Genomic DNA, 23,263 nt, shown 5'->3' on the forward strand with positions numbered 1-23,263 from the left:
CGTTTTATTTTAAATTTCTACTCTTTCCATTTTTGGTGCGAGGAGATTAAAGATGAACAATGCGATCAAATAAGCCGACCCGCAAACCAGGAACATAACATAATATCCTGTTTCGATTGTCCCGAGCGCTTTGAAATGATCGAGTACCCAACCGGCTAAAGTTGCTATCAAAATTCCACCAACGGCTCCCGCCATTCCACCAATACCAGTTACTGAAGCAACAGCTTTTTTAGGGAACATGTCGGAAGTAGTAGTAAAAATATTTGCAGACCAGGCTTGATGCGCAGATGCTGCTATACCAACGATCAGTATTGCAATCCATGGCGAATAGACTCCCAATGCCTGAGCAGATACAACTGGCAGTGCCAGCAATGCAAAAATAAGCATGGCAGTCTTACGAGCTTTATTAACTGTCCATCCTTTCCCGATAAAATAACCCGAGAGCCATCCACCAAAGATACTTCCAAAAGTAGTCATTGTATAGACAAGGGCAATAGGAAGAGCCAGATCAGTTTTAGTCATACCGTATTGTTTATTTAGAAATGAAGGTAACCAGAAAAGATAAAACCACCATACGGGGTCGGTCAAAAATTTTCCAATTAGAAAAGCCCACGTTTGTTTATAGGTCAATAAACTGAGCCAACCAACTTTTTCATTTTCTTTTTCTTTCGATAATTGTTCGTCTTTGTCGCTATGAATATATTCATATTCATCTTTTGATAATTTTTTATGTTTAGAAGGAATTTCATAGATTAAAAACCAGAAGATCAACCAGATCAATCCGATACCACCTGTTATGATAAACGCCCATTGCCAGCCCCAGTAAACGGCAATCAAAGGCACAGTCAATGGAGCTAAAATAGCACCAACATTTGAACCTGAGTTAAACAAACCGGTGGCAAGAGCTCTCTCCTTTTTGGGAAACCATTCGGCAACAGTTTTAATTGCAGCAGGAAAGTTGCCAGCTTCACTCAGTCCAAGAAATCCTCTTGCGAAAACAAAACCTAAAGTACTTTTTGCAAAAGCATGCGCAATAGCAGCCAGACTCCACACTGTTAACGAAAGCGCATAACCAATTTTTGTGCCCAATTTATCGATAAGCCATCCCATAAATAACATACCGATGCCGTACATGACCTGAAAAGCAACTACAACATTAGCATAATCAGTTTCAGTCCAATTGAATGTGGGTTCAAGATAATCATCTTTAAGAAGACTAATTACCTGTCTATCGAGATAGTTGATTGTTGTAGCAAAGAAAACCAGAGCAAGTATTGTCCAACGGTATTTCCCAACTTTTGCTACAGGGTTATTTTGATTAAGTTCTGCATCCATTACAGCTCCAATTTATTTATTAAAAAACAGCGGTTACTTAATCGGTTACTAATTTAGAAATTTTTATTATCATTTGCTACAAAAAAGTAAATTATAAAATTAATTTCTTCCTTTGAGTTTATTAAAGTCATTTTTATACAAATTTCTTTAATCTAAATGCAAACTCACTCCCTTCTCCAGGCTGGCTAATTAATTCCATACGCGAATTATGAGCTTCAATTATATGCTTTACTATTGCCAGACCAAGTCCTGTGCCCCCCAATTCTCTCGAACGATTTTTGTCGACTCGATAAAACCGTTCAAATATTCTACGCTGATCTTCAGGATCAATTCCGATACCTGTATCTCTTACATAAATTCGTACCTCTTTTTCGTAATCCTGTATACCCACCTCAATTCTTCCCTTTTCTGTGTACTTAATCGCATTGACCAATAGATTCGATAACACCTGACGAATTTTTTCCTTGTCGCCGTAGACTTCGGGAACAGGTTTGCTTAACTTTACATCCAATTCCAAATTTTTATTCTCGGCATAGGGTTTAAATTCATTAACTAAATTGCGTACTATCGGCTCCGGATCGAAATAGCGGAGATTCATTTTCATTTGCCCTGATTCAATCATTGAGATATCGATCAAATCATTCAACAAATTATTCAAATTATTTAAGTGCTGATTTGCTTTTTGAAGGAAAGATAAATTCACCTGAGGGTCGTTTATTGCTCCATCGAGGAGTGTCTCAATAAATCCTTGAATTGCAAATATCGGAGTTCTCAATTCATGAGATACGTTCCCCAAAAATTCAGTTCTTACCTTTTCTAACTTTTTCAAATTTTCGATTACTTCTTTATTACGTCGAAACATTTCACGAATTTCATCTTCAAGATAACGTAGATCAGCGCTTAAATGGATGTCGTAATGATCAATCAGTTGATTGTTTCTAATCTTACGGATTATTTCTGCAATCGAATTGACTTCTTTTTTCCTTTTCAAGCCGAGATAATTTAACAAACTGAAATAGGAAATAAGAATAAAAAATAAAATGAGAATAAGAATTATAGGGGAATGACCTGCAAGGAAAGACAAAAGTAGAAAGAAAACAAAATTGTATATTAATAAAGGAAGAGTATAATTTCTTCCGAAGGATAGATTTTCTTTAATATTTTTCAACGTCTCTGAAACGATAACCCACCCCCTTAATTGTTTCGATCAGATACGAATACTCACCCAGCTTTTCTCTAATTTTACGTATATGAACGTCAATGGTTCTTTCGACCACGTAAACATCGCCGCCCCAGATATCGCGCAATATCTTCTCTCTTTCGAAAACTTTACCCGGTCTAGCTGCAAGGTATGCCAGTATTTCAAATTCTTTCTTCGGAAAGACTAATTCCTTTTTATCGACAATAACTGTATACTTTGTTCTGTTAATCAAGAGCGGTCCGGCGCTGATTTCTATTGTTTCCTCTTCGTTTTGTTTTAACTGCTCTAATTTACGCAGGTTCGATTTAACCCGCGCAATAAGTTTTTTTGGCGATATCGGTTTTTGAATAAAATCGTCAGCTCCCAGATTCAGTCCATAAACCTCATCAATTTCGGAGGATTTTGCAGTCAAAAATATGACTGGCGTATTCTTAAATTCCTCTCTCTTTCTGATCTGTTTGCATGTTTCGTAACCATCCATTTTGGGCATCATTACGTCGAGAATTATTAAGTCCGGATTTAGTGATAGCTTATCGATTGCTTCCTGACCGTTATAAGCGGCAATAACTTCAAATCCCTCGTTTTCAAGGTTATATTTGAGAAATTCGATAATATCTTTTTCGTCGTCGACAAGTAATATTTTTTCACTCATATTAAAATTTCACTTCCTTTTTTTGTTCTGCTGATTTATAGATAATATCGAGCAATTTCATTCTAACGAGTGCTTCTTCAGAAGTTGATACAGGAGGAACTTCACCTCTGAGCGAAGCAATGAAATGTTTCATCTCGTTTTCATACGATTTATGGTACAAATTAGATACACTTGATTTAGAAAGGCTATAATCAAAAAATGCAGATTCAATTTTTCTAAATACTTTCAAAGGATTTAACTGAGCTGCGCCTTTCGTGCCGTGAATAATAAAATTAAAACTGTCCGTCTCCGAATAGAGCTCCCAGCTTACTTCAAAATTGATGGCATTTTTCGAATTGAGTCTCACAATTCCAACCGCCGAATCTTCAACGTCCTGATTTTTTGTGTTGAATTTATGAACGGATGCACTTTCGATTTTATTGTTTCCAAACATCCAGATGGCAAGATCGAGCAATAAAATCCCAAGGTCGATTATTACTCCCCCGCCCGATTTCTTTTTGTCGATAAACCATTTTTGTGCGCTGCTTTTGTTTCGTAGCCAGCCACATTTTATATAAAATATTTCCCCCAGTTCTCCGCTATTAATAATACTTTTCATCAACATCGAATCGGGTCGAAACCGCAAATTCATACCAACCATAGCCAGTTTTTTATTTCTCTTTGCAGCTTTATCGACTTCAAGTGCTTCTTTATAATTTAATGCAATCGGTTTTTCAATCAACACGTCGAGTTTTGCATTCAGGCAATCGATAGCTATCTCTTTATGAGTGTTTGTTGGAGATGTAACAATAACTGCATCGAGCTCTTCTTGAGAAATCATTTCACGATAATCCGTGTAACGTCTTGCAGCTGGAATTTTTTCACCAATTGTTTTAAGGCGATTATTGTTAATTTCACTCACAGCAACAAGCTCGATGTTACCCATTTTTGTTAATACCGGTATGTGAACCAGTTGAGCAATCGAGCCCAATCCAACAATTGCTACCTTAGTTTTTTTCATCAAGCTACTACGCCGTTTTTATAATTTTTATTTTTTAAAAAGTCGATAACTTTTTGTACTATTCCTTCTGGATCGATTCCAAGCATACGATGAAGTTCTGCCTGTGTTCCATGTTCAATAAATTGATCCGGCAGACCGATGCGCAAGAGATCCGCTTTTATATGATTATCGTTATAGAATTCGACAACACCGGCACCAAATCCACCAATTAAGCTGTTTTCTTCGAGTGTTACTATTTTATCGAACTTTTGTGCAGTTTCGATCAGGATATTTTCGTCGAGTGGTTTTATAAAACGCATATTGATTACTTCTGCTTCAATTCCATGTTGTGCCAGCAAAGTGGCGGCTTTCGAAGCGTAGTCAACCATTAAACCGACTGCAAGTAATGCAACATCATTGCCAGAATTAATTCTTTCAGCTTTGCCGATTTCAATTTCTCTGAAACCTTCTTTTAATTCAACTCCGAGCGCATTTCCTCTTGGATATCGCAGTACAATAGGTCCCTTTTTATAATTAACTGCTGTATAGAGCATATCTCTCAGTTCGGCTTCATCTTTTGGCGCCATTATTACAATATTTGGTATCATCCTCAAATAAGATAAATCGAACGTGCCGTGATGTGTGGGACCATCGGCGCCAACCAGTCCGGCTCTGTCAAGAGCAAAAACAACGTGTAAGTTTTGCAATGCAACGTCGTGAATAATTTGATCAAAAGCCCTTTGCAAAAATGTAGAATAAATTGCAACCACAGGAATGATTCCCTGCGTTGCCATTCCTGCTGCAAATGTAACTGCATGTTCCTCTGCAATTCCTACGTCAAAATATCTTTCAGGTAATTCAGCCTGAAGTTTATCGAGCCCTGTTCCGTCTGGCATTGCAGCAGTTATACCAACGACTTTGTCATTGCTTTTAGCAATTTCTACAAGAGCATCACCAAATACTGAAGTATACGACGGTAGTGGGGTTCCTTTTTTTAAGGATACTCCAGTTAATTTATCGAATGGCGTTGCTGCATGAAGACGTTGCGAATGATTTTCAGCCGGCTTGTAACCCTTTCCTTTTTCAGTCAGAACATGGACAAGTATTGGACCGTTTAATTCTTTTACGTGCTCGAACAATCTGATCAATTGATTAATATTGTGACCATTAATCGGTCCGAAATATCGGAATCCGAGAGCCTCGAACAACATTCCGGGAGTAAGAACTGCCTTGATGCCTTGCTCAATACGTGCAGCAACTTTTCTTAACCTGTCTCCGAAATGATCAAGCTTACCAGTCAAGTCCCAGATAGCACCTTTGAATTTGTTATATTCAGGGTGCGAAATCATTTCATTGAAATACTTTGAAATTTGCCAGACATTCGGTGCAATCGACATCTGATTATCGTTTAAAACAACTATCAGATTCTTTTTTAGGAGTCCCGAATTATTCATAGCTTCATAAGCCATGCCTCCGGTCATAGCACCATCCCCTATAACAGCTACTACTTTTCGATTCTCTTTTAAAATGTCGCTGGCAACTGCAATTCCGAGAGCTGCAGAAATTGATGTAGAGGCATGTCCGGCTCCAAATGCATCGTAAGGACTTTCGCTTCGTTTAAGAAAACCGCTGATTCCTTTGAACTGGCGAATGGTTTTCAATGCATCCCTTCTTCCAGTTACAATTTTGTGAGGATAAGCCTGATGACCAGTATCCCAGACAATTTGATCATAAGGTGTATTGAATACTTTATGAAGAGCAACAGTCAACTCAACAGCTCCGAGTCCTCCCCCGAAATGACCTCCGATCTTTGATATGACGTCAACCATGTATTGACGAATTTCCGTACAAAGCAGTTTAAGGTCCTGACCTTCCAGTTTTTTTATATCTTCAGGAGAATTGATATCGAACAGCAGTTTGTAATCGTTCTTATTTGGCATTTCGTACCTTTATGAGTCCTTATTAATTTCTTCTTCAAATTTCTTTTTTATTTCGGTTATTTTTAGTTCTGCAGATTTCAAAATTTGATAGCATGACTTTGCCAATTCCATCCCCTCTTCATAGAGGCGAATCGATTCGTCGAGTTGAAGGTTCCCTTCCTCGAGCTTGCCCGAAATTTCCTCGAGTCGCTTCAACATTTCCTCAAAGCTTTTCTCTTTCTTCTTATTCATTTATTAAAGTTTCTCCATCATAAAAAATGATACTAAATTTTTCTTCCTTATTTAAATACTTCAGTCGGGTAACCACTGCATCGTTTTGTTTGACAATCGTAAATCCTCTTTCAAGGATGCGGCTTGTATCATATTTTTCAAGTTTTGCTTTTAAGAGTTCCAGACGAACCCTCGAATTTTGAACTATGTTATCGAAATTATTCTCTAATCTGAAATACAAATTGTCGAGATACTGTTCCTTAGTTCTGATATTATCGATTGGAAGTTTGAAACCGTACGACGATAAAAATGATTCGACTGTTTCTTTGTAATCAGAAATAAGAGAAAATATATTATCAGTAAAATTATAGGAAAATTCGTCTATAAAGGCAAAGATTTCGTTTATATCTGGAGTTGCGAGTTCCATTGCTGCTGATGGAGTTGGCGCACGCAAGTCGGCTACAAAATCTGAAATTGTAAAATCGATTTCGTGCCCCACAGCGCTTATTATTGGAATACGGGATTCGAAAATTGCACGCGCAACGATTTCTTCATTGAATGCCCATAAATCTTCTAACGAACCACCCCCACGACCAACTATGATAACATCGATATCGTCTCTGGTGTTGAGCAGTTTAATGCTCTCAACGATTTCCTCTGCAGCCCCTGCACCCTGAACCCTGCATGGTGCTATGACTAACTCAACTAATGGAAATCTCCTTCTTGCCACACTTTGCATGTCTTTAAATGCAGCGCCATCAATTGCAGTTACAATTCCGATCTTTTCGGGAAATTGAGGAATCGGTCGTTTGTATTTCTCATCAAAAAGTCCTTCCGCAGCTAATTTTTGTTTTAACTTTTCGAATGCTGCCTGAAGCTCGCCAACTCCGGCTGGTTTCATCGAACGGACGTCAATTTGATAATTCCCACGTGGCGGATAAACCGTAAGTCTTCCTTTTACGATTACCTTCATACCATCTTCAGGCGTAAAAAAAACATAGTTGTTCAAACCCCGCCACATTGTACAGCTTATCTGAGCATTAGCGTCTTTGAGTGTAAAATACCAATGACCCGAAATATGCGCCTTGAAATTGGAAATTTCACCAACTACTGAAATTTCAGCGAAGTTCTCTTCCAGCAGGTTTTTAATTTGGCCGGTAATCTCACTGACAGTTAGTATATTATCAATAATTAATTCGCCATCTTGCATTATTCATCTTAAAAATTGATTGAAAAAAAGTTTGAGTAAATTCCCAAAGAATATTCGTTTAAACAATATTTCCTGCCGGAAATTCCACTTGTATATCGATATCTTCCATAAAAAGTAAAAACGTTTTCAATTCTGAATAGTCCCAGAGATAATTCAGGACTAAAACCGTATGCACCTTTAAAGTCATTAAAGTAAGATACTCCTATTGAAAGATATTCAATTACTGGCAATTGAATAATTTGTTTATAACCAAGCCTGAGGAAATCCTGACTTAAATCTACTTTGTCTTTGTTAAAAACGTACGTGTATTCCACCCCAACATAACCGAACGGATAGTTGTAGCCTCCTGAATAAAAAGAAAATAGAGGAATTTCTTTCGAAAGTCCGAAATAATCATTTCCTTCGTAGCGCAAATAAACCGGCGACGGCACACCAAATATTACTCCACCGAAACAGCAAACTTGTAAAAGATTAAGATTCCGGTCTTTCATAACAATATTATTTGGGAATTCAACTTCATATTGCTCACTCAAAATTTTACCCTCGTCTCTATCGGTTAATTCAATTTTGTAGCTGATGTAATTATCAGAAATTTTCAATTTCGAAATATCCATTTCAAATTTATGCTCTATCTCTGGCTTGTCAGAGATAATAAAAGTATCGTTATTTTCAAAGATAATTCTCGACTTTACACTGTCGGAAGTAAAAAATGTCAGGTTAAAGATGTATGGAGGGTCCGGAGTGATGTACGAGTCGATTATATATATCTCGATATTTTCTTCATCCTGCGAGAATAAAAGACCTGTTGATGTTAATAAAACTAAAAATATAGTTATCAAAAACTTTTTCATATCTTTTTAAAATTGTCTATTTAAAATACACTTTTTTGAAATAACTTTTTTGTCATAGCGCTCGGAAAACTACTACAAAAAAAATTAACTATATTTCGTTCTGTTAATAAAAATTTCGGGATAAAAATGAAAATCTTAGTATCGAACGACGACGGTATTGACTCGGCAGGAATTGCTGCACTGGTGAATGAGCTAAAGAAAATTGGAGAGGTTACAGTTGTTGCGCCGAGAACTGAACAGAGCGCGGTTGGTCATGCTATTACGATGAAAATTCCTTTAAGAGTAACAGAATATTATAAGAATGGTAATTTTTTCGGTTATGCCGTTGAAGGCACGCCCGCGGATTGCATAAAAATGGGCATTAGAAATATTATGAAGACCAGGCCGGACATAGTGATATCGGGCATCAATCACGGCTCGAATACAGCTATTAATATAATTTATTCTGGAACTGTCTCTGCAGCAAGAGAAGCAGCAATAATGGACGTACCTTCAATTGCAATCTCACTTACAAGTCACGAGCCAACCGATTTTTCGTATGCTGCCAAAGTAGCAACTCTACTTGCACAAACAGTCGTAAAAAACGGCTTGCCAGCAGGAACACTCTTAAACGTAAACGTCCCCGATTTACCCGAAGAAAAAATAAAAGGATTGAGACTTACGCGTCAGGGAAAATCAAAATGGGATGATATTTATGAAGAAAGAATTGACCCGTACGGTAAAAAATATTTCTGGCTTACAGGCAAATTAATTGAAGCAGATTCGGACCTGGGAACAGACCAATTTGCGATACGAAATAATTATGTTTCCGTTACCCCGATTCATTTTGACCTTACAGATTATGACTTATTCGAGGAGATGAAAAACTGGAATATCGAGAATCTATCGATTGATAACTGATATGGACATAAAAAGCATTGATATCACTTTCGACTTCGAACCTCTTATTGTTTTGATTGTTCTTTTCCTTCTGATAATATTTGCATTTTATGCATACAAGTACACGCTACCACCAACGAGTAAATTTATCAGATTTTTTCTGGCATCAATCAGGAGTATTATTTTCATTTTTCTCGTTATTCTTTTAATCGATCCGATAATTAAAGTTACTTATCGAAAAATTGACACGCCGCCAATTAAAGTATTTGTTGATAATTCCAATTCGATGGTGATGCCAGATAGCGTTGCAAACGTTAAAAAAGTACGGGAAATAGTAGAAGAGATTGCGGACAAATTTGGACATTCTGTAAAACTCTACACATTTGGAGAAAGTGTTAAACCATTGAATCCAGATTCACTCGAGTCGATCAACTTTTCTGAATATTCAACTAATTTCACTCCTATCAATTCAAACCTCGACTTTGATTCGACCTCCGCGTCCGTAATTATAAGCGATGGAATAATAACCACGGGCAACGACAACATCAATTCCGAAGCCGTGCCATTATTTACCGTGGGCGTTGGAGATTCTATATTACATCCTGATATTTATATCGAAAATATTTACTATAACAAAATCATTTATGCTGGAACTGAAACTGAAGCAGAAGTTGTTGTCCGTAATAACCTTACCGCCGGCACATCGAAAACTATTGATTTTTACCTCGATAATATTCTGATTTCTCGTAAACAAATTGAACTGGATCATTCAGGAATAAATAGAATTAAATTCAATTTCACTCCTGCCACTCCTGGCAAACACAAAATTACGGTTAATGTATATCCAGAAAAGAACGAGTTCAATAAAAACAATAATACTAAAACTGTTTTCATCGACGTTCTTAAAAACAAGACAAAGATTTTTTTGATAGCTGGCAAACCTTCATCTGACTTTACTGCTATAAATCTGATCTTAAGTAGCAATCAGAATTTTAATACAAAAAAAATTGTATTTATTTCTCCTCAAAAAATTTACGGTTCGGAGAACATCTCCAGAATAGACAGTAGTGAACTTTTCATTTTGATTGACTTCCCGCTAAAATCAACTCCTGAAAAGTTCGTTGAACGGATCTATGAAACAATAAATAAAAAGAATGTCCCATTTTTGCAATTTATTACTACAAATACAGAACTTTCATTTTTAGATAAGTACAAGGAGATAATGCCGTTAACAGTAGATAAAATTAACTCTGACATACTTGAGATAAACACATTAATCAACAATTCATTTTTCTTTAACGAAAAAGAACTTCATTCTTTACCGCCGTTGATTTCAAACGGTAACAGATATCGTTTTTCACAAAATACGGAAACGCATCTTGCATATTCGCTCAATAATAAATCTGTTCCTTTTTTTATAACCAGTTCTACTGGAAACAGGAAGTGTGCCTTTTTTCTTGCTGAAGGTATATGGAGATGGCATCTCACAATAGCAGAAAGATCAAATCTTTTACTTCCTGAATTTTTTAATAAACTCGTCAAATGGCTTACAGCTGACAATAAGAAAAAACTTTTCAAAATATTTCCACAAAAAGAATTGTTCGCCGCAGTTGAAGAAATTGAATTCACTGCCGAAGTATACGATCCAACATTTACTCCTGTGAATAACGCAAGTATCAGAATGGAAATTAAATTGGGCGAACTCAAATCGGAACTACAGTTCATCCCCGTTAAAAATGGTATTTATACAGCAAGGATTTCAGGACTCAGTGCCGGTGATTATAAATTTACTGCAGATGCAGAATATGATAATATTACATTATCTGATTCCGGACAATTCTCAGTAATCAATGCCAACCCGGAAAAAATTACAACTTTAATGAATACAGAATTGCTCAAAAGAATTGCATATAATTCTAATGGTAAGTATTATTCCCCCGAAAACGTTGCGAACTTGATTGACGAACTCGAAAAGTCGATCGAGAGTCGCAAAAGTGAAAAAATTCTTACAAACAATATCGAATTAAAGTCGAATTACACAATCATTTTTTTACTGATATTTTTATTTACAATCGAATGGTTTTTGCGTAAAAGAATCGGAATGCTATAAGATTTATTTGCAAAGTTACACGAGGGCAAATTGATGTTAATCGATTTTATCGATTTTTTGCTTCCGAGATTTTGCTTGCATTGTAAAATAAAACTGAACGACAACGAAAAGTATCTATGCAAAGAATGCAATAATTCACTTCATAGAATAAGCATTCCTTTATCATCTCTTAATAAAATTGAATCTTTGAGCGATTACAGAACTCTATATCTCTTTGAAAAGGAAATGCCGGTTCAGTCCTTAATTCATAACCTGAAATACAACGGAATTTTTCGAATCGGAATTTATCTTGGTAAAACTATGGGCGAAGAATACAAAAATATTTTTATGAATGAATGGCATATCGATAGCATTGTACCGGTCCCATTATATCATTCAAAGCAAGCAGAACGTGGATACAACCAGTCATATTATATTGCAAAAGGAATTAAAAGTGCGACGGGTATAAATGTTTCCAAAGTACTAAAACGAATTCGATATACACAATCGCAGACTGAGTTAACGCTATCAGAGCGAATGTTGAACGTAAAAGGCGCATTCAAGATAAAACGATTCAAAAAAGTAACTGGAAAAAGTTTACTCCTTGTAGATGATGTCATAACAACGGGCTCTACAGTAAATGAATGTGCATCTGTTCTACTCGAAGCAGGAGCCAATAAAGTATATGCTACATCAATAGCTGTTGCAGGGTCAGATTTACATTTTATCGGGAGCCGATACTCCCAGTAATGACAAACCGTTTTTAATAACCGTTTTAGTCGCAACAATTAGAGCGATACGCGCTTCGGCCAAATCTTTAGAACTTCCGATAACTCTACATACAGTATAAAATTTATGAAAAAGTGCTGCAAGTTCCTCCAGATAAACACAGATCCTGTGGGGCTCATAATTTTCGGCGCTCAGCATCACTTCTTCGGGATATTGATATAATTTTTTGATAAGTCGTTGTTCTTCATCTGTTTCAAGCAAATGCAGATTTTCTATCGACATAACGAGTCCTTCTTCCTGCGCCATTCTCAATATAGATGCAATACGCGCGTGGGCGTATTGCAGATAAAAGACAGGATTTTCGTCCGATTGTTTTTTAGCAAGATCGATATCGAAATTCAGATGGCTCGTTATACTTCTCATATTAAAAAAATATCTTACAACATCAGCACCTACTTCATCAATAAGTTCGTCGAGAGTAATATAATTGGCTTTGCGCGTGGACATTTTAACAATCTCACCACCCTGCATAATTGTAACGAACTGATGAATCAAAACTTTAATTTTGTCTGTGTCGTATCCCAGAGCTTTTAATGCCGCCATTACATCCGGATAGGTAGCATTATGGTCCGAACCGAATAAGTCTACAATCAGATCATACCCGCGTTCATATTTTGTAATGTGGTAAGCAATATCCGGTAGCCTGTATGTAGGTTCGCCGCTTGATTTGACAATCACTTTATCCTGTTCATTTCCAAGTTCAGAAAATCTTAGCCAGATTGCACCGTCTTTTTCATAAGAAAGATTCCTTTTGCTGAATTGCTCCAGTAAATCTTTAATTCTTCCTTCTTCATAAAGACTGTGTTCATTAAAATAATTGTCGAAAGTGATATTAAGACGCTTTAGTGTTTCTTTGATTTCGACAAAAATTTCTTTTTCTGCTCTTTCTTTAAATTTTCCATCTGCGCTTTCATCTTTTAATTTGTCGCCGTATTCATCGAGTAATTTTTTAGCAATTTCTTTGATGTACTCTCCTTGGTAATAGTCTTCAGGAAATTCAATTTTTTCGCTTAAGAGTTCCAGATATCGCAGACGCACAGAGTCGCCCAGTACACGCATTTGTCTGCCCGCATTATTGAAATAATATTCGCGGTCTACCTTGTAACCGATTGCAGTCAACAGATTTGCAATTGTATCACCTGTAACTGCATTTCTTCCGTGACCGACAGTAAGAGGTCCCGTTGGATTTGCAGAAACAAATTCGACCTGCGCTCGTTTCCCTTTGTATTTATTCGTCCTGCCGAATGATTCGCCCGATTCAATTATTATTTTGGTAAGATTGCTTACATAACTTTTAGTAAAAAAGAAATTAATAAAGCCTGCGCCGGCAATTTCTGTTTTTTCAATTATTCTATCGTCAATTTCCAGTGCAGATAGAATTTCGGTAGCGATTTCTCTGGGATTTCTTTTTAGTTTCCTGGAAAGGAGCATCGCAATGTTAGTTGAAAAGTCGCCGTGATTTTCCTGCTGCGGCACTGTAAAAATAATATTAACATCTTTCAGGTAATCGAGCTTTTGAGCTGCTTTACTGAATAATGAATAAAGGTAATTTCTCAATTTTTCTTCTCCTTAACTTTGGTAGCAGATACCTTAGACGCAGGAATAATTATCGGTGCGTCACCCCACAATTTTTCGAGTCCATAGTAATCGCGCACGTCGTATTTGAATACGTGCACAATTACGTCAAAATAGTCAAGTATAACCCATCTCAACGTTTCGTATCCTTCGCGGTGTAAGCATTTAATTCCTTCTTCGGAAAGTTTCCTGTCTACTTCGTCTGCAATGGCTTTAACCTGTTTGTCTGCGTCAGCTGAACAGATAACAAAGTAATCGGCTATTCCAGATAATTTTCTCAGGTCGAGAATTTTAATATCGTAACCTTTTTTCGATTCAATAATGGATGCAACTTTTTTCGAAAATGTAAGTGAATTCACTTTTACCTCTTTGTTTCTGTTGGTTTTAATAAATAATAATCACGTCCAATAATTATCGACACATCTAAAAAATAATCTTCATTTAGCTGCTGAATAATATTACCTCGCTTGACGCCGAGAGCATTAGCCACTTTCAAAGCATTTGCTTTATTACCGATTCGATCTATAACTATTGTCTCGTCAATATCAAAACGAATATAATTTTCCACATTAACAACGTCGAAGCCATTGTTTCTTAAATAATCGGTAAATCTTTCGCCTACTCCAGATATGCCACAACCATTCAGCACTTCTACCTGTATTATTTCTGAAGGTTCGCCTGACAAAATGTTTGAGTTATATTCGTTATCACTGTTCTGAATTTTCACATAAATCGAATAGACCATCAATACAATAACCGCAATTAGCAAAAAGTTGGCTATATTCAAAAATAAATTTTTTACTGTAGATACTTTATTTTCGTTTTTATCGGGCAATTTTTTATTCGTTTCCAATTTTTAACTACTTTAAGAATATTTACTTGGAACGAAAAATAACAAAAATCATCAACTATTTCTTTGAGCAAGTTGATAATTCATATCTCACCGTTTAAAACAGTTCTACTTTTACCCCAATGGAAGGGAATTTTTTTGAAAAGTTTCTATGCTGGAAGTTGTCTATCAGTATCCGTAATAGTAAAATGGCGAATAATAATTCCCAAAAGGTGAATAATACGGATATGGCACATTCCTGTATTGAAGGATGACTGACATATTTTCGGTAGGTTTGTATGTCAATTGAGCTCTGCTCAAATAAATGCCGTTAATACTTTGGGTAAAGCCGGAACCGAACGTATTATAAGGAGAATTGACTATACTTATATCAGCCGAAACATTTAACTTATCGTTAAATTGGTAAAACATACTATTTGTGTAAGTTGTAAGCGCCAGATTGCCGGCAGAGCCAAAGGAGCTGAAAGAAACATCGATAGTATGATTCATCTTAAAATTATTCGGGTTGATAAAGCCAAAAATATTCGACTGAGAATTGTTTAGAATACCGCTTTTTATGTTGGGTGCGGGCTGATCTTTAAACTGTCCGAATATAGTCGAAGTAGCAAGAATCAATAAAATTGCTATCGATTTTTTCATTTTCGCTCCAATTTTTGGACGTTAGACATCACGGCATTCAGTTTGGTTTCAATTTACGACTTAATATTAAAATTTGTTACCTCAATTGTCAAGTCAATTATTCGGTTATCTCGACAATCATTTCGATTTCCACTGGCGCATTAATTGGCAATTCGTTGACGCCAACCGCACTACGTGCATGTTTGCCTTTTTCTCCGAACAAATTAATTAATAACTCAGAGGCGCCATTTGCAACTTTAGGCTGCTCGATGAAATTTTCAGAAGAATTCACAAAAACCGTGAGTTTGACTATTTTTTTTATTTTTTCCAGACTTCCTATCTCACTCTTAATTACACCAAGACAATTTAGCGCTGCAACACGAGCACATTCAACAGCCTTTTCGACTGTAACGTCTTTACCAACTTTACCCTCTGCAATCAATTTCCCATTAATTACTGGAATCTGTCCTGCCGTAAAAATTAAATTACCCGTAACTTGAGCGGGTACATAAGCGGCGAGTGGTTTTACGGCGGATGGTAATTCGTACCCGGTTAATTCTTTAATTTTTTCTTCAATCATTTCTTTCCTTTTTTATCAAATATACGAAAAGTCGATATTTTTTGGTAACGTCGACATTTCAATTTATTTTTGCGTAACCAAATTAAAGGAAGTAGAATGACAAATTCAAAATTCGAAAAGCTCTACGAGATTATGAAACGCCTGCGAAAAGAATGTCCCTGGGATAGAGAACAAACACACGATTCGATTAAAGGCGCAACCATCGAAGAAACATACGAATTAATCGAAGCAATCGATGAAAAAAATTTTGACGAAATGAAGTCCGAATTGGGCGATTTGCTTCTACACATTGTATTTCATTCGGCAATTGCAGAAGAAAGTGGCAAATTCAACATAAATGACGTTATCGATACAATAACTGAAAAATTGATTCGACGGCATCCGCATATTTTCGGAGAAGTAAAAGTTAACGGGGCTGAGGAAGTGGTAAAAAATTGGGAGGAAATAAAACTTTCTGAAGGAAGAGATTCGGTATTGCAAGGTGTACCCAAAAATCTACCCGGTCTTGCACGTGCATACCGTTTGCAGGAAAAAGCATCTAAAGTTGGATTCGACTGGGATAATAAAGAAGACGTCTGGAAAAAAATACTCGAAGAAATCGAGGAATTAAAGGAATCCGAAAAATCCGGCGACATCAAAAAAACAGAAGAAGAACTCGGCGATTTGCTCTTTGCAATCACTAACTACGCACGATTTTTAGGTATAAATCCTGAAAATGCCATCCGTATTACTAACGAAAAATTCATCAAAAGATTCAATTACGTCGAACAAAAAATCAAACAGTCCGGTAAATCGATTACCGATTCAAATTTAACTGAAATGGACAAGTTCTGGGAAGAGAGCAAGAACAAAGAATAAATCATGCTTCATTTTTTTTGCTTTTACCGTTATTCTCGCTGTAATGTTTTTCATAAGCATCGATAATATCTTTGACGAGCTTATGTCGCACAACGTCTGCTTTGTCGAAGTATACAAATGCAACTCCTTCGACATTTTTTAATATTTCTTTTACCTGTACCAATCCACTCTGAGAATAGGACGGCAAATCGATCTGAGTAATATCACCAGTAATAATCGCTTTTGAATTAGGACCTAATCGTGTTAGAAACATTTTCATTTGCATTGTCGTGGCATTTTGGGCTTCGTCAAGAATAACGTATGCGTTATTTAATGTTCTACCTCTCATATATGCCAGAGGGACAATTTCGATTACTCCTCTTTCGATATAATTACGAATTTGTTCGGCTGACAACATCTCTTCGAGTGCGTCATAAAGTGGACGTAAATACGGATCGATTTTCTCACGAAAGTCACCAGGAAGGAATCCGAGACTCTCGCCCGCTTCGACTGCAGGGCGCGATAAAATAATTTTTTTCACGCTTCCTTTTTTTAAAGAAGCTACAGCCGATGCAACGGCAAGATATGTTTTACCTGTGCCCGCAGGTCCAATTGCAAAACAGATATCATTCTCCCTGACGGCTTTTATATAACTTATCTGATTCGGTGTTTTTGCTTTTATAGCTTCCTTTTTAGAATACAGAACGATATTATCGTATTCGCTCTCGTTAATAATTTCTTTGCCTTGAAGAGTAAGGTCGATAATCGTTTCTACATCCTCGCTTGTCAGCTTGCCAGTTGTGTTCAAAACAAAAACCATCTCTTTAAAAATTCTTTCGATTGTATCGACCTCTTCGTCATTTCCTTTGAGAATAATGTTATCGCCTCTGACAATTATGTCTGATGAAAAGCGCGCTTCGATTGGTTTGATATTCTTATCGTTAAATCCGAAGAGAGAAATCAGATCAACATTTTCCAGTTTTAATGTTTTTTCTTTCAGAGTATTCACCTCCCTTTTTAACAAAATAAAAAAGCCCTCCTCATTAAAGAATGAAAAGGGCTTTATGAAAATCAAATTAATTTCACTTATACTTATCGACTCCGATTATTGAGCAGATTGTGCCGGAGGAGCCGGTTTGTAATTTCTTCTGATCTTATCGTATTTAGCTTTTTCTTCTTCAGTCAAATTTGGAATCTTGAAAACTTGTTTTGGATAAATCAAGTCGGGATCTTTAATCTGGTCCCTATTGGCTTTATAAATCATTGGCCATGCAAAAGGATTGTCGTAATGTTCTTTCTTCTTTGCAATGTTCCACAGGCAATCGCCTTTAACAACAGTGTAATTAATTTCACTTGGCGCTTCTACCCATGCATCGAGTTTACGTTGAAGTTGATTGTGAACTTTATCGAAAAATTGGGGTAAAGCCGAAATTTTATTCTTTTTCAAAGCGTCCAATTCTGCCTGACGGTCTGCTTTGGGCGACTCTTTTGCATCAATTTTGGATTCTAATGCTGCAACTTGTTTTCCAAAATTGTCGACATCAGACTTTGTAACACCGAGCATTTCATACAATTCTTTCATACAATCGTCGTAGCTCTGTAATTTTTCGCTTGTAGCTTTTAAATCGGCCACTTCTTTTTTAAGATTGTTCAATTCAGTAGTAAGGGCAGCTTTCTTTTCGGTCAGACGATTAATTTCGTTCTGCCACTCCTCTTTTGTCATCTCTTTTTCCTGCGCAAAAACGGTGGCAGAGAGGAGTAATACGGATAATACTACCATTAAAGTTTTGTAAATTTTCATCTATTCCTCCGATTTTATTTTTAAACTTTTGGATTAATAAAGAAATTACATTCCGAGCTTTTCAAGGTTTTTCTTAGTTTCGGCTTTTGTTTTTGCGCATTCATCTAATTTTGCATTTTTTTCAGCAATTTCTTTTTCGAGCGCAGCTTTTTCACTCTTCAATGAATTTACTTCTTTTTCAAGGGCTTTAACTTCTGAACGTAGAGCTTCAAGTTCTGCCATCTGTTCTTCGGAAACGCCGCTGCAGGCTGTAATTCCAATTAAAGATGCAAACAGAACTATCATTAAACCTACATTTAGTGCTTTCTTGATTTTAACCATAGTACTAACTCCTCATTTTGTTGGTTATATGAAACTTAATTTTCTAAGTTAAATATAAGGAAAATTTTCAGTAAAATTTCAAAAATATTGTTTACACGAGTCGTTTTTCAACTAAACTTGTATAATTGTTCCCCGCAATTATCAAATGGTCGAGAACTTTGATATCAAGCAACTTTCCAGCCTCTATCATTCTTCTGGTCAGTTGAATATCCTCACTGCTCGGCTCTAAATTCCCGCTGGGATGATTATGAACAAGTATTATACTGGCAGAATTGCTTTCAATCGCCACCTTAAACACCTCTCTCGGATTTACGTAGCTCGAATTAAGACCCCCTTCCGAAATTAATTGAGATTCTTTAATAATTTTATTCGAACTGCTTAAACAGACCACATAAAATTTTTCTTTTACTTCATCTCTTAAAAATGGGATCATATATTCGGCTATATCAGCAGGAGATACGATTTTTTTGTCGGAACGCCATCTACGACTTGCATCAATTCTTCTGCCGAGTTCAAAAGCTGCCAGCAGTGTTGCGGCTTTGTCCTTACCAATACCATGTTGATTTTTCAGAGAATCGAATGTCTGAATTGATAGTACACTCAAATCCTTAAAATTCTTCAGAAGATTTCTTCCAATGTCAACAACATTAATTCCTTTTGTGCCTGTGCGAAGCAGGATCGCAAGTAGTTCTGCATCGGAAAGACTGTGTACTCCTTTTTTGATGAGTTTCTCTCTTGGGCGGTCGTCGGGTGGCAAATCTTTTAAATTAGCCATCCTTCAATCTCCTATTTTACTTATTCCCACTCAATAGTGGATGGAGGTTTTGAACTAATGTCATAGACAACGCGATTGATTCCTTTAACCGACCTGATAATTCTATTGGATACTTTTTCCAGGAATTGATGGTCGAAGCGGTACCAATCTGCAGTCATACCGTCAGTCGATGTAACGGCTCTTAAAGCTAGCACATTTTCGTACGTACGGGCATCTCCCATAACACCTACACTTTGTACAGGTAAGAGCACTGCAAAAGCCTGCCAGATGTTGTCGTAAATGCCGTCCTCATGCAGAGCTTTAATGAATATGTCGTCGGCTTCTCGAAGAATTTCAAGGCGTTCTTTTGTAATTTCGCCCAGAACACGTACCGCAAGTCCTGGTCCAGGGAACGGGTGTCGTTTGATAAAAATTTCAGGAATGCCGAGTTGTAAACCAATCTGTCGCACTTCGTCTTTGAAAAGCTCACGGAATGGCTCGATCAATTTTAGGTTCATCCTTTCGGGCAACCCACCAACGTTATGATGCGTTTTGATGGTTACTGATTTTCCTTTTACGGATACCGACTCGATAACATCGGGGTAAAGTGTACCCTGCACCAGAAATTCAACATCTTCAAATTTTTTTGCCTCTTTTTCGAAGACTTCTATGAAAGTATTTCCAATAATTTTTCTTTTCTTTTCAGGGTCAGTAACCCCTTTGAGTCTTTCAAGAAACAATTCCGATGCATTGACATGAACTAATTCAATATCGAAATTATCTTTAAACATTTTCACTACATCATTCGACTCGTTTTTACGCATAAGGCCGGTATCGACGTGGATGTTAATCAAATTTTTTCCTAAAGCTTTGTGTAGAAGAACGGCAGCTACCGACGAATCGACGCCTCCACTCAATGCGCAAATTGCCTTCTTCGTACCTACAAGCTTTTTTACTTCTTCGATTGTATTGTCGATAAAATTTCCGGGCGTCCATTCGGGTTTGCATTCGCAGAGATCAAACAAGAAATTGTTAATTATTTTTTTACCTTCTTTTGTATGAACTACTTCTGGATGGAACTGCAATCCGTATATTTTTTTATGCCGGTTACTTATGGCGCAAATTGGCGAGTTCTCAGTACGAGCAATAATTTTGTAACCTTTCGGCAATTCCGTAATGTAATCGCCGTGGCTCATCCATACAACAGAATTATTTTCAACATCCTTCAAAATTAGATCGTCGGAAATAATGTTAATCTCGGCTTTACCGTACTCCCTGTTTGAAGCAGGCTCAACTTTTCCTCCATTATACCTTGCTATCAGCTGCATACCATAGCAAATTCCCAGAATTGGGATACCGAGTTCGAAAATCTCTTCTGAAACAACAGGTGCGTCTTCGTCGTAAACACTCATTGGTCCACCGGATAGAATAATTCCTTTTGGTCTTTCTTCAATTATTTTTTTCAGGTCGTAATTATGGGGATGGATTTCAGAATAGACTTTCGATTCCCTGATACGACGTGCAATAAGTTGCGTATACTGCGAACCAAAGTCGAGTATAATTATTTTTTGATGATGCTCCATCTAAAATCAGGCAATTTGATTTTTATAAGCTTCGGCATCAAGCAGTTGATTTACCTGATCGGGATTTGTGACTTCAATTTTAATCAGCCAACCTTCGCCATAGGGGTCGGAATTAACAACTTGCGGTTCATCCTGCAATTTGGGATTAATTTCAATTACTTTGCCGTCTACTGGAGCATAAAGTTCGCTAACAGTTTTAACAGCCTCGATTGTACCGAAAGATTCGGACATTTTAACTTCTTTGATATTTGGGTTGATATCGACAAAAACGATATCGCCCAATTCGCTCTGGGCATAATCGGTTATTCCGATAATCCCCACATTGCCTTCAACTTTGATCCATTCATGATCTTTTGTGTAGTATAATTCTGCTGGTACGTTCATGACATCCTCATTAATTTATTTAAGTTTTTTTCTATAAACGATGTGTCGAAATTACCATTGACAAAATCTTCATGTTCTAAAATTTTCTGGTGGAAAGGAATTGTAGTTTTAATTCCTTCGACAGCAAATTCTTCAAATGCTCTTTTAGCCCTTGCAATAGCGTGTTTTCTGTCGGTTCCCCATACAATCAATTTTGCAATTAGTGAATCGTAATATGGTGGGATAACATACTGATTATAGACGTGTGAATCGATTCTTACGCCGAAACCGCCCGGGAAATGAAGATACTCAATTTTTCCGGGACTCGGTCGGAAATTGTATTCTGGGTCTTCGGCGTTTATACGAAATTCTATCGAATGACCTCGTGGTTCCATAGGTGAATTATCGAGTCGCTCTCCAGCTGCAACCAGTATTTGTTGTTTGATCAGGTCGATATTTCTTACCATCTCTGTAACAGGGTGTTCTACTTGAATCCGCGTATTCATTTCGATAAAGTAAAAATTTAAGTATTTATCCACGAGGAATTCAATTGTGCCAGCGCCTTCGTAATTGACTGCTTTTACGCCAAGAAGGGCTGCTTCGCACATTTTTTGTCGAACTTCTGGAGTAATAAGCGGAGAAGGGGATTCTTCAATCAGTTTCTGGTGTCTGCGTTGAATCGAGCAATCGCGTTCGCCGTAATGGTATGCATTGCCGTATCGATCGCTCATAATCTGTATTTCGACGTGATGTGGATTTTCGATAAACTTTTCGATATAAAGGTCGGGCACGCCAAAAGCAGCTTCGGCTTCGGAGCTGGCAGTTTGGAACATCTTCTCGAGTTCTTTTTCTTCCCAGACGATTCTCATCCCTTTTCCACCGCCTCCAGCTGAGGCCTTGAACATAATTGGATAACCAATTTGAGCGGCAATTTCACGGGCAGATTTTATGTCCTTCACCACACCGTTGCTGCCAGGAACAACAGGCACACCAACGCTTTTCATGGTTTCTTTGGCAAATGATTTATCGCCCATCTTTCTGATTGAATCGGGAGATGGTCCGATAAATTTAATATTCGATTCCTCGCATATTTCACTGAACTCTGCATTCTCTGCGAGGAATCCGTAGCCGGGATGAATAGCCTCGGCTCCTGTTATGGCGGCTGCCGATAGTATGTTGGAAATTTTCAAATAGCTATTAGTGCTATGTGGTGGTCCGATACAGACGGCTTCGTCTGCTAAGTATGTATGTAAAGAATCGCGGTCGGCTTCCGAATAAACAGCAACCGTTTTAATTCCCATCTCTTTGCATGTACGGATAATCCGGACGGCTATCTCACCGCGATTTGCAATAAGGATCTTCTTAAACACTTTTTCCTCTTTTACGAAGTTTCGATTAAAAAGAGCGGCTGATTGTATTCAACAGGTGTTGCATTTTCAACCAGAATTTTCACAATTTTACCACTAACATCACTTTCAATCTCATTCATTAATTTCATAGCTTCAACAATACACAAAACTGTACCGGGGCTTACTTCGTCGCCAACCTTAACATACGGGTCGGCATCGGGAGCAGGAGCTCGGTAAAATGTACCTACAATAGGCGATCTGATTTCGTGAAGATTTTTTGGGGGAGTTTCTTCTGCGGGTTGTTTTTCGGTTACCGGAGGAGCTGCTTGAACTGGCTGCTGAGCCGGTGCAATTTTTGTCAATGCTACCTCAGCGTGCGAATCGGAATTTTTCGATATCTTTATCTTAACATCACCTTCCTGTATCGAAATTTTCGATATTTCGCTTTGCTCAACTATTTTTATCAGCTTTTTAACTAAGTTAATGTCCATTTTCGC

General features: G+C 37.2%; 25 protein-coding genes. 4 read left to right on the forward strand and 21 right to left on the reverse strand.

Annotated features, from left to right (window positions below; translation table 11 throughout):
- Positions 1-9: 9 nt before the first annotated feature.
- From ACUN8G_RS05210 to ACUN8G_RS05245, 8 genes are all read right to left on the reverse strand, one after another.
- On the reverse strand, positions 10-1,335 hold the full coding sequence (locus tag ACUN8G_RS05210) for an MFS transporter (protein WP_437346071.1): 1,326 nt from the start codon (positions 1,333-1,335) through the stop codon (positions 10-12).
- Positions 1,336-1,468: 133 nt separating this feature from the next.
- Positions 1,469-2,503: a sensor histidine kinase gene (locus ACUN8G_RS05215; protein ID WP_445480912.1), complete on the reverse strand. Its 1,035-nt coding sequence runs from the start codon at positions 2,501-2,503 to the stop codon at positions 1,469-1,471.
- Positions 2,490-3,188, reverse strand: a complete 699-nt coding sequence (locus tag ACUN8G_RS05220; protein ID WP_437346073.1) for a response regulator transcription factor — start codon at positions 3,186-3,188, stop codon at positions 2,490-2,492. The genes ACUN8G_RS05215 and ACUN8G_RS05220 overlap by 14 nt, the downstream gene beginning before the upstream one ends.
- A gap of 1 nt (position 3,189) precedes the next feature.
- Complete coding sequence (locus ACUN8G_RS05225; RefSeq protein WP_437346074.1) at positions 3,190-4,188, reverse strand: Gfo/Idh/MocA family protein; 999 nt, start codon at positions 4,186-4,188, stop codon at positions 3,190-3,192.
- Positions 4,188-6,107, reverse strand: coding sequence for a 1-deoxy-D-xylulose-5-phosphate synthase (gene dxs, locus ACUN8G_RS05230; RefSeq protein ID WP_437346075.1), 1,920 nt, complete (start codon positions 6,105-6,107; stop codon positions 4,188-4,190). The genes ACUN8G_RS05225 and dxs overlap by 1 nt, the downstream gene beginning before the upstream one ends.
- Before the next feature lie 9 nt (positions 6,108-6,116).
- Positions 6,117-6,338, reverse strand: coding sequence for an exodeoxyribonuclease VII small subunit (gene xseB / locus ACUN8G_RS05235; protein ID WP_437346076.1), 222 nt, complete (start codon positions 6,336-6,338; stop codon positions 6,117-6,119).
- Positions 6,331-7,527, reverse strand: a complete 1,197-nt coding sequence (gene xseA, locus ACUN8G_RS05240; RefSeq protein WP_437346077.1) for an exodeoxyribonuclease VII large subunit — start codon at positions 7,525-7,527, stop codon at positions 6,331-6,333. The genes xseB and xseA overlap by 8 nt, the downstream gene beginning before the upstream one ends.
- Positions 7,528-7,535: 8 nt before the next feature.
- A complete protein-coding gene (locus ACUN8G_RS05245; protein ID WP_437346078.1) occupies positions 7,536-8,378 on the reverse strand; it encodes a hypothetical protein in 843 nt (280 codons plus the stop codon).
- A 126-nt stretch (positions 8,379-8,504) separates the two neighbouring features.
- Here ACUN8G_RS05245 and surE point away from each other — a divergent pair, with 126 nt between their 5' ends.
- The 3 genes from surE to ACUN8G_RS05260 are packed head-to-tail and all read left to right on the forward strand — an operon-like array spanning position 8,505 to position 12,096.
- Positions 8,505-9,278 (forward strand): 5'/3'-nucleotidase SurE, encoded by a 774-nt coding sequence (surE, locus tag ACUN8G_RS05250; RefSeq protein WP_437346079.1) that lies wholly within the window; start codon positions 8,505-8,507, stop codon positions 9,276-9,278.
- Between the two features lies 1 nt (position 9,279).
- Entirely contained in the window at positions 9,280-11,367 is a 2,088-nt protein-coding gene (locus ACUN8G_RS05255) for a CARDB domain-containing protein (RefSeq protein ID WP_437346080.1), read from the forward strand.
- A gap of 33 nt (positions 11,368-11,400) precedes the next feature.
- Complete coding sequence (locus ACUN8G_RS05260) at positions 11,401-12,096, forward strand: ComF family protein (protein ID WP_437346081.1); 696 nt, start codon at positions 11,401-11,403, stop codon at positions 12,094-12,096.
- Here ACUN8G_RS05260 and argS read toward each other — a convergent pair.
- The 5 genes from argS to ACUN8G_RS05285 form a co-directional block, all read right to left on the reverse strand.
- Positions 12,064-13,692, reverse strand: a complete 1,629-nt coding sequence (gene argS / locus ACUN8G_RS05265) for an arginine--tRNA ligase (RefSeq protein WP_437346082.1) — start codon at positions 13,690-13,692, stop codon at positions 12,064-12,066. The two genes, ACUN8G_RS05260 and argS, sit on opposite strands and share 33 nt — an antisense overlap.
- Entirely contained in the window at positions 13,689-14,069 is a 381-nt protein-coding gene (gene rsfS, locus ACUN8G_RS05270; RefSeq protein ID WP_437346083.1) for a ribosome silencing factor, read from the reverse strand. The genes argS and rsfS overlap by 4 nt, the downstream gene beginning before the upstream one ends.
- A 2-nt stretch (positions 14,070-14,071) precedes the next feature.
- Complete coding sequence (locus tag ACUN8G_RS05275; RefSeq protein ID WP_437346084.1) at positions 14,072-14,563, reverse strand: LytR C-terminal domain-containing protein; 492 nt, start codon at positions 14,561-14,563, stop codon at positions 14,072-14,074.
- A 165-nt stretch (positions 14,564-14,728) separates the two neighbouring features.
- Positions 14,729-15,199 (reverse strand): hypothetical protein, encoded by a 471-nt coding sequence (locus tag ACUN8G_RS05280; protein WP_437346085.1) that lies wholly within the window; start codon positions 15,197-15,199, stop codon positions 14,729-14,731.
- Positions 15,200-15,296: 97 nt separating this feature from the next.
- The gene (locus ACUN8G_RS05285; RefSeq protein WP_437346086.1) at positions 15,297-15,758 is read right to left on the reverse strand and encodes a RidA family protein; all 462 of its coding nucleotides are present in this window, start codon (positions 15,756-15,758) and stop codon (positions 15,297-15,299) included.
- A 96-nt stretch (positions 15,759-15,854) separates the two neighbouring features.
- Here ACUN8G_RS05285 and mazG point away from each other — a divergent pair, with 96 nt between their 5' ends.
- The gene (gene mazG, locus ACUN8G_RS05290; protein WP_437346087.1) at positions 15,855-16,616 is read left to right on the forward strand and encodes a nucleoside triphosphate pyrophosphohydrolase; all 762 of its coding nucleotides are present in this window, start codon (positions 15,855-15,857) and stop codon (positions 16,614-16,616) included.
- A 1-nt stretch (position 16,617) separates the two neighbouring features.
- Here the strand turns inward: mazG and ACUN8G_RS05295 are convergent, their stop codons facing one another.
- The 8 genes from ACUN8G_RS05295 to accB all read right to left on the reverse strand — a co-directional run bounded on the left by ACUN8G_RS05295 (position 16,618) and on the right by accB (position 23,257).
- Positions 16,618-17,595 carry a PhoH family protein gene (locus ACUN8G_RS05295; RefSeq protein ID WP_437346149.1) on the reverse strand — a complete coding sequence of 326 codons (978 nt, stop codon included), beginning with the start codon at positions 17,593-17,595 and terminating at the stop codon, positions 16,618-16,620.
- A 105-nt stretch (positions 17,596-17,700) separates the two neighbouring features.
- A complete protein-coding gene (locus tag ACUN8G_RS05300; RefSeq protein ID WP_437346088.1) occupies positions 17,701-18,396 on the reverse strand; it encodes a LysM peptidoglycan-binding domain-containing protein in 696 nt (231 codons plus the stop codon).
- 45 nt (positions 18,397-18,441) lie between these two features.
- The gene (locus ACUN8G_RS05305; protein ID WP_437346089.1) at positions 18,442-18,717 is read right to left on the reverse strand and encodes a hypothetical protein; all 276 of its coding nucleotides are present in this window, start codon (positions 18,715-18,717) and stop codon (positions 18,442-18,444) included.
- Between the two features lie 91 nt (positions 18,718-18,808).
- Positions 18,809-19,492, reverse strand: coding sequence for a RadC family protein (gene radC / locus ACUN8G_RS05310; RefSeq protein ID WP_437346090.1), 684 nt, complete (start codon positions 19,490-19,492; stop codon positions 18,809-18,811).
- 20 nt (positions 19,493-19,512) lie between these two features.
- Positions 19,513-21,054 carry a glutamine-hydrolyzing GMP synthase gene (gene guaA, locus ACUN8G_RS05315; protein ID WP_437346091.1) on the reverse strand — a complete coding sequence of 514 codons (1,542 nt, stop codon included), beginning with the start codon at positions 21,052-21,054 and terminating at the stop codon, positions 19,513-19,515.
- Between the two features lie 6 nt (positions 21,055-21,060).
- On the reverse strand, positions 21,061-21,438 hold the full coding sequence (gcvH, locus tag ACUN8G_RS05320; protein WP_437346092.1) for a glycine cleavage system protein GcvH: 378 nt from the start codon (positions 21,436-21,438) through the stop codon (positions 21,061-21,063).
- Positions 21,435-22,787 (reverse strand): acetyl-CoA carboxylase biotin carboxylase subunit, encoded by a 1,353-nt coding sequence (gene accC / locus ACUN8G_RS05325; RefSeq protein ID WP_437346093.1) that lies wholly within the window; start codon positions 22,785-22,787, stop codon positions 21,435-21,437. The genes gcvH and accC overlap by 4 nt, the downstream gene beginning before the upstream one ends.
- A gap of 11 nt (positions 22,788-22,798) precedes the next feature.
- Positions 22,799-23,257, reverse strand: coding sequence for an acetyl-CoA carboxylase biotin carboxyl carrier protein (accB, locus tag ACUN8G_RS05330; RefSeq protein WP_437346094.1), 459 nt, complete (start codon positions 23,255-23,257; stop codon positions 22,799-22,801).
- Positions 23,258-23,263: the final 6 nt, after the last annotated feature.

Source organism: Melioribacter sulfuriphilus, from assembly GCF_052656625.1.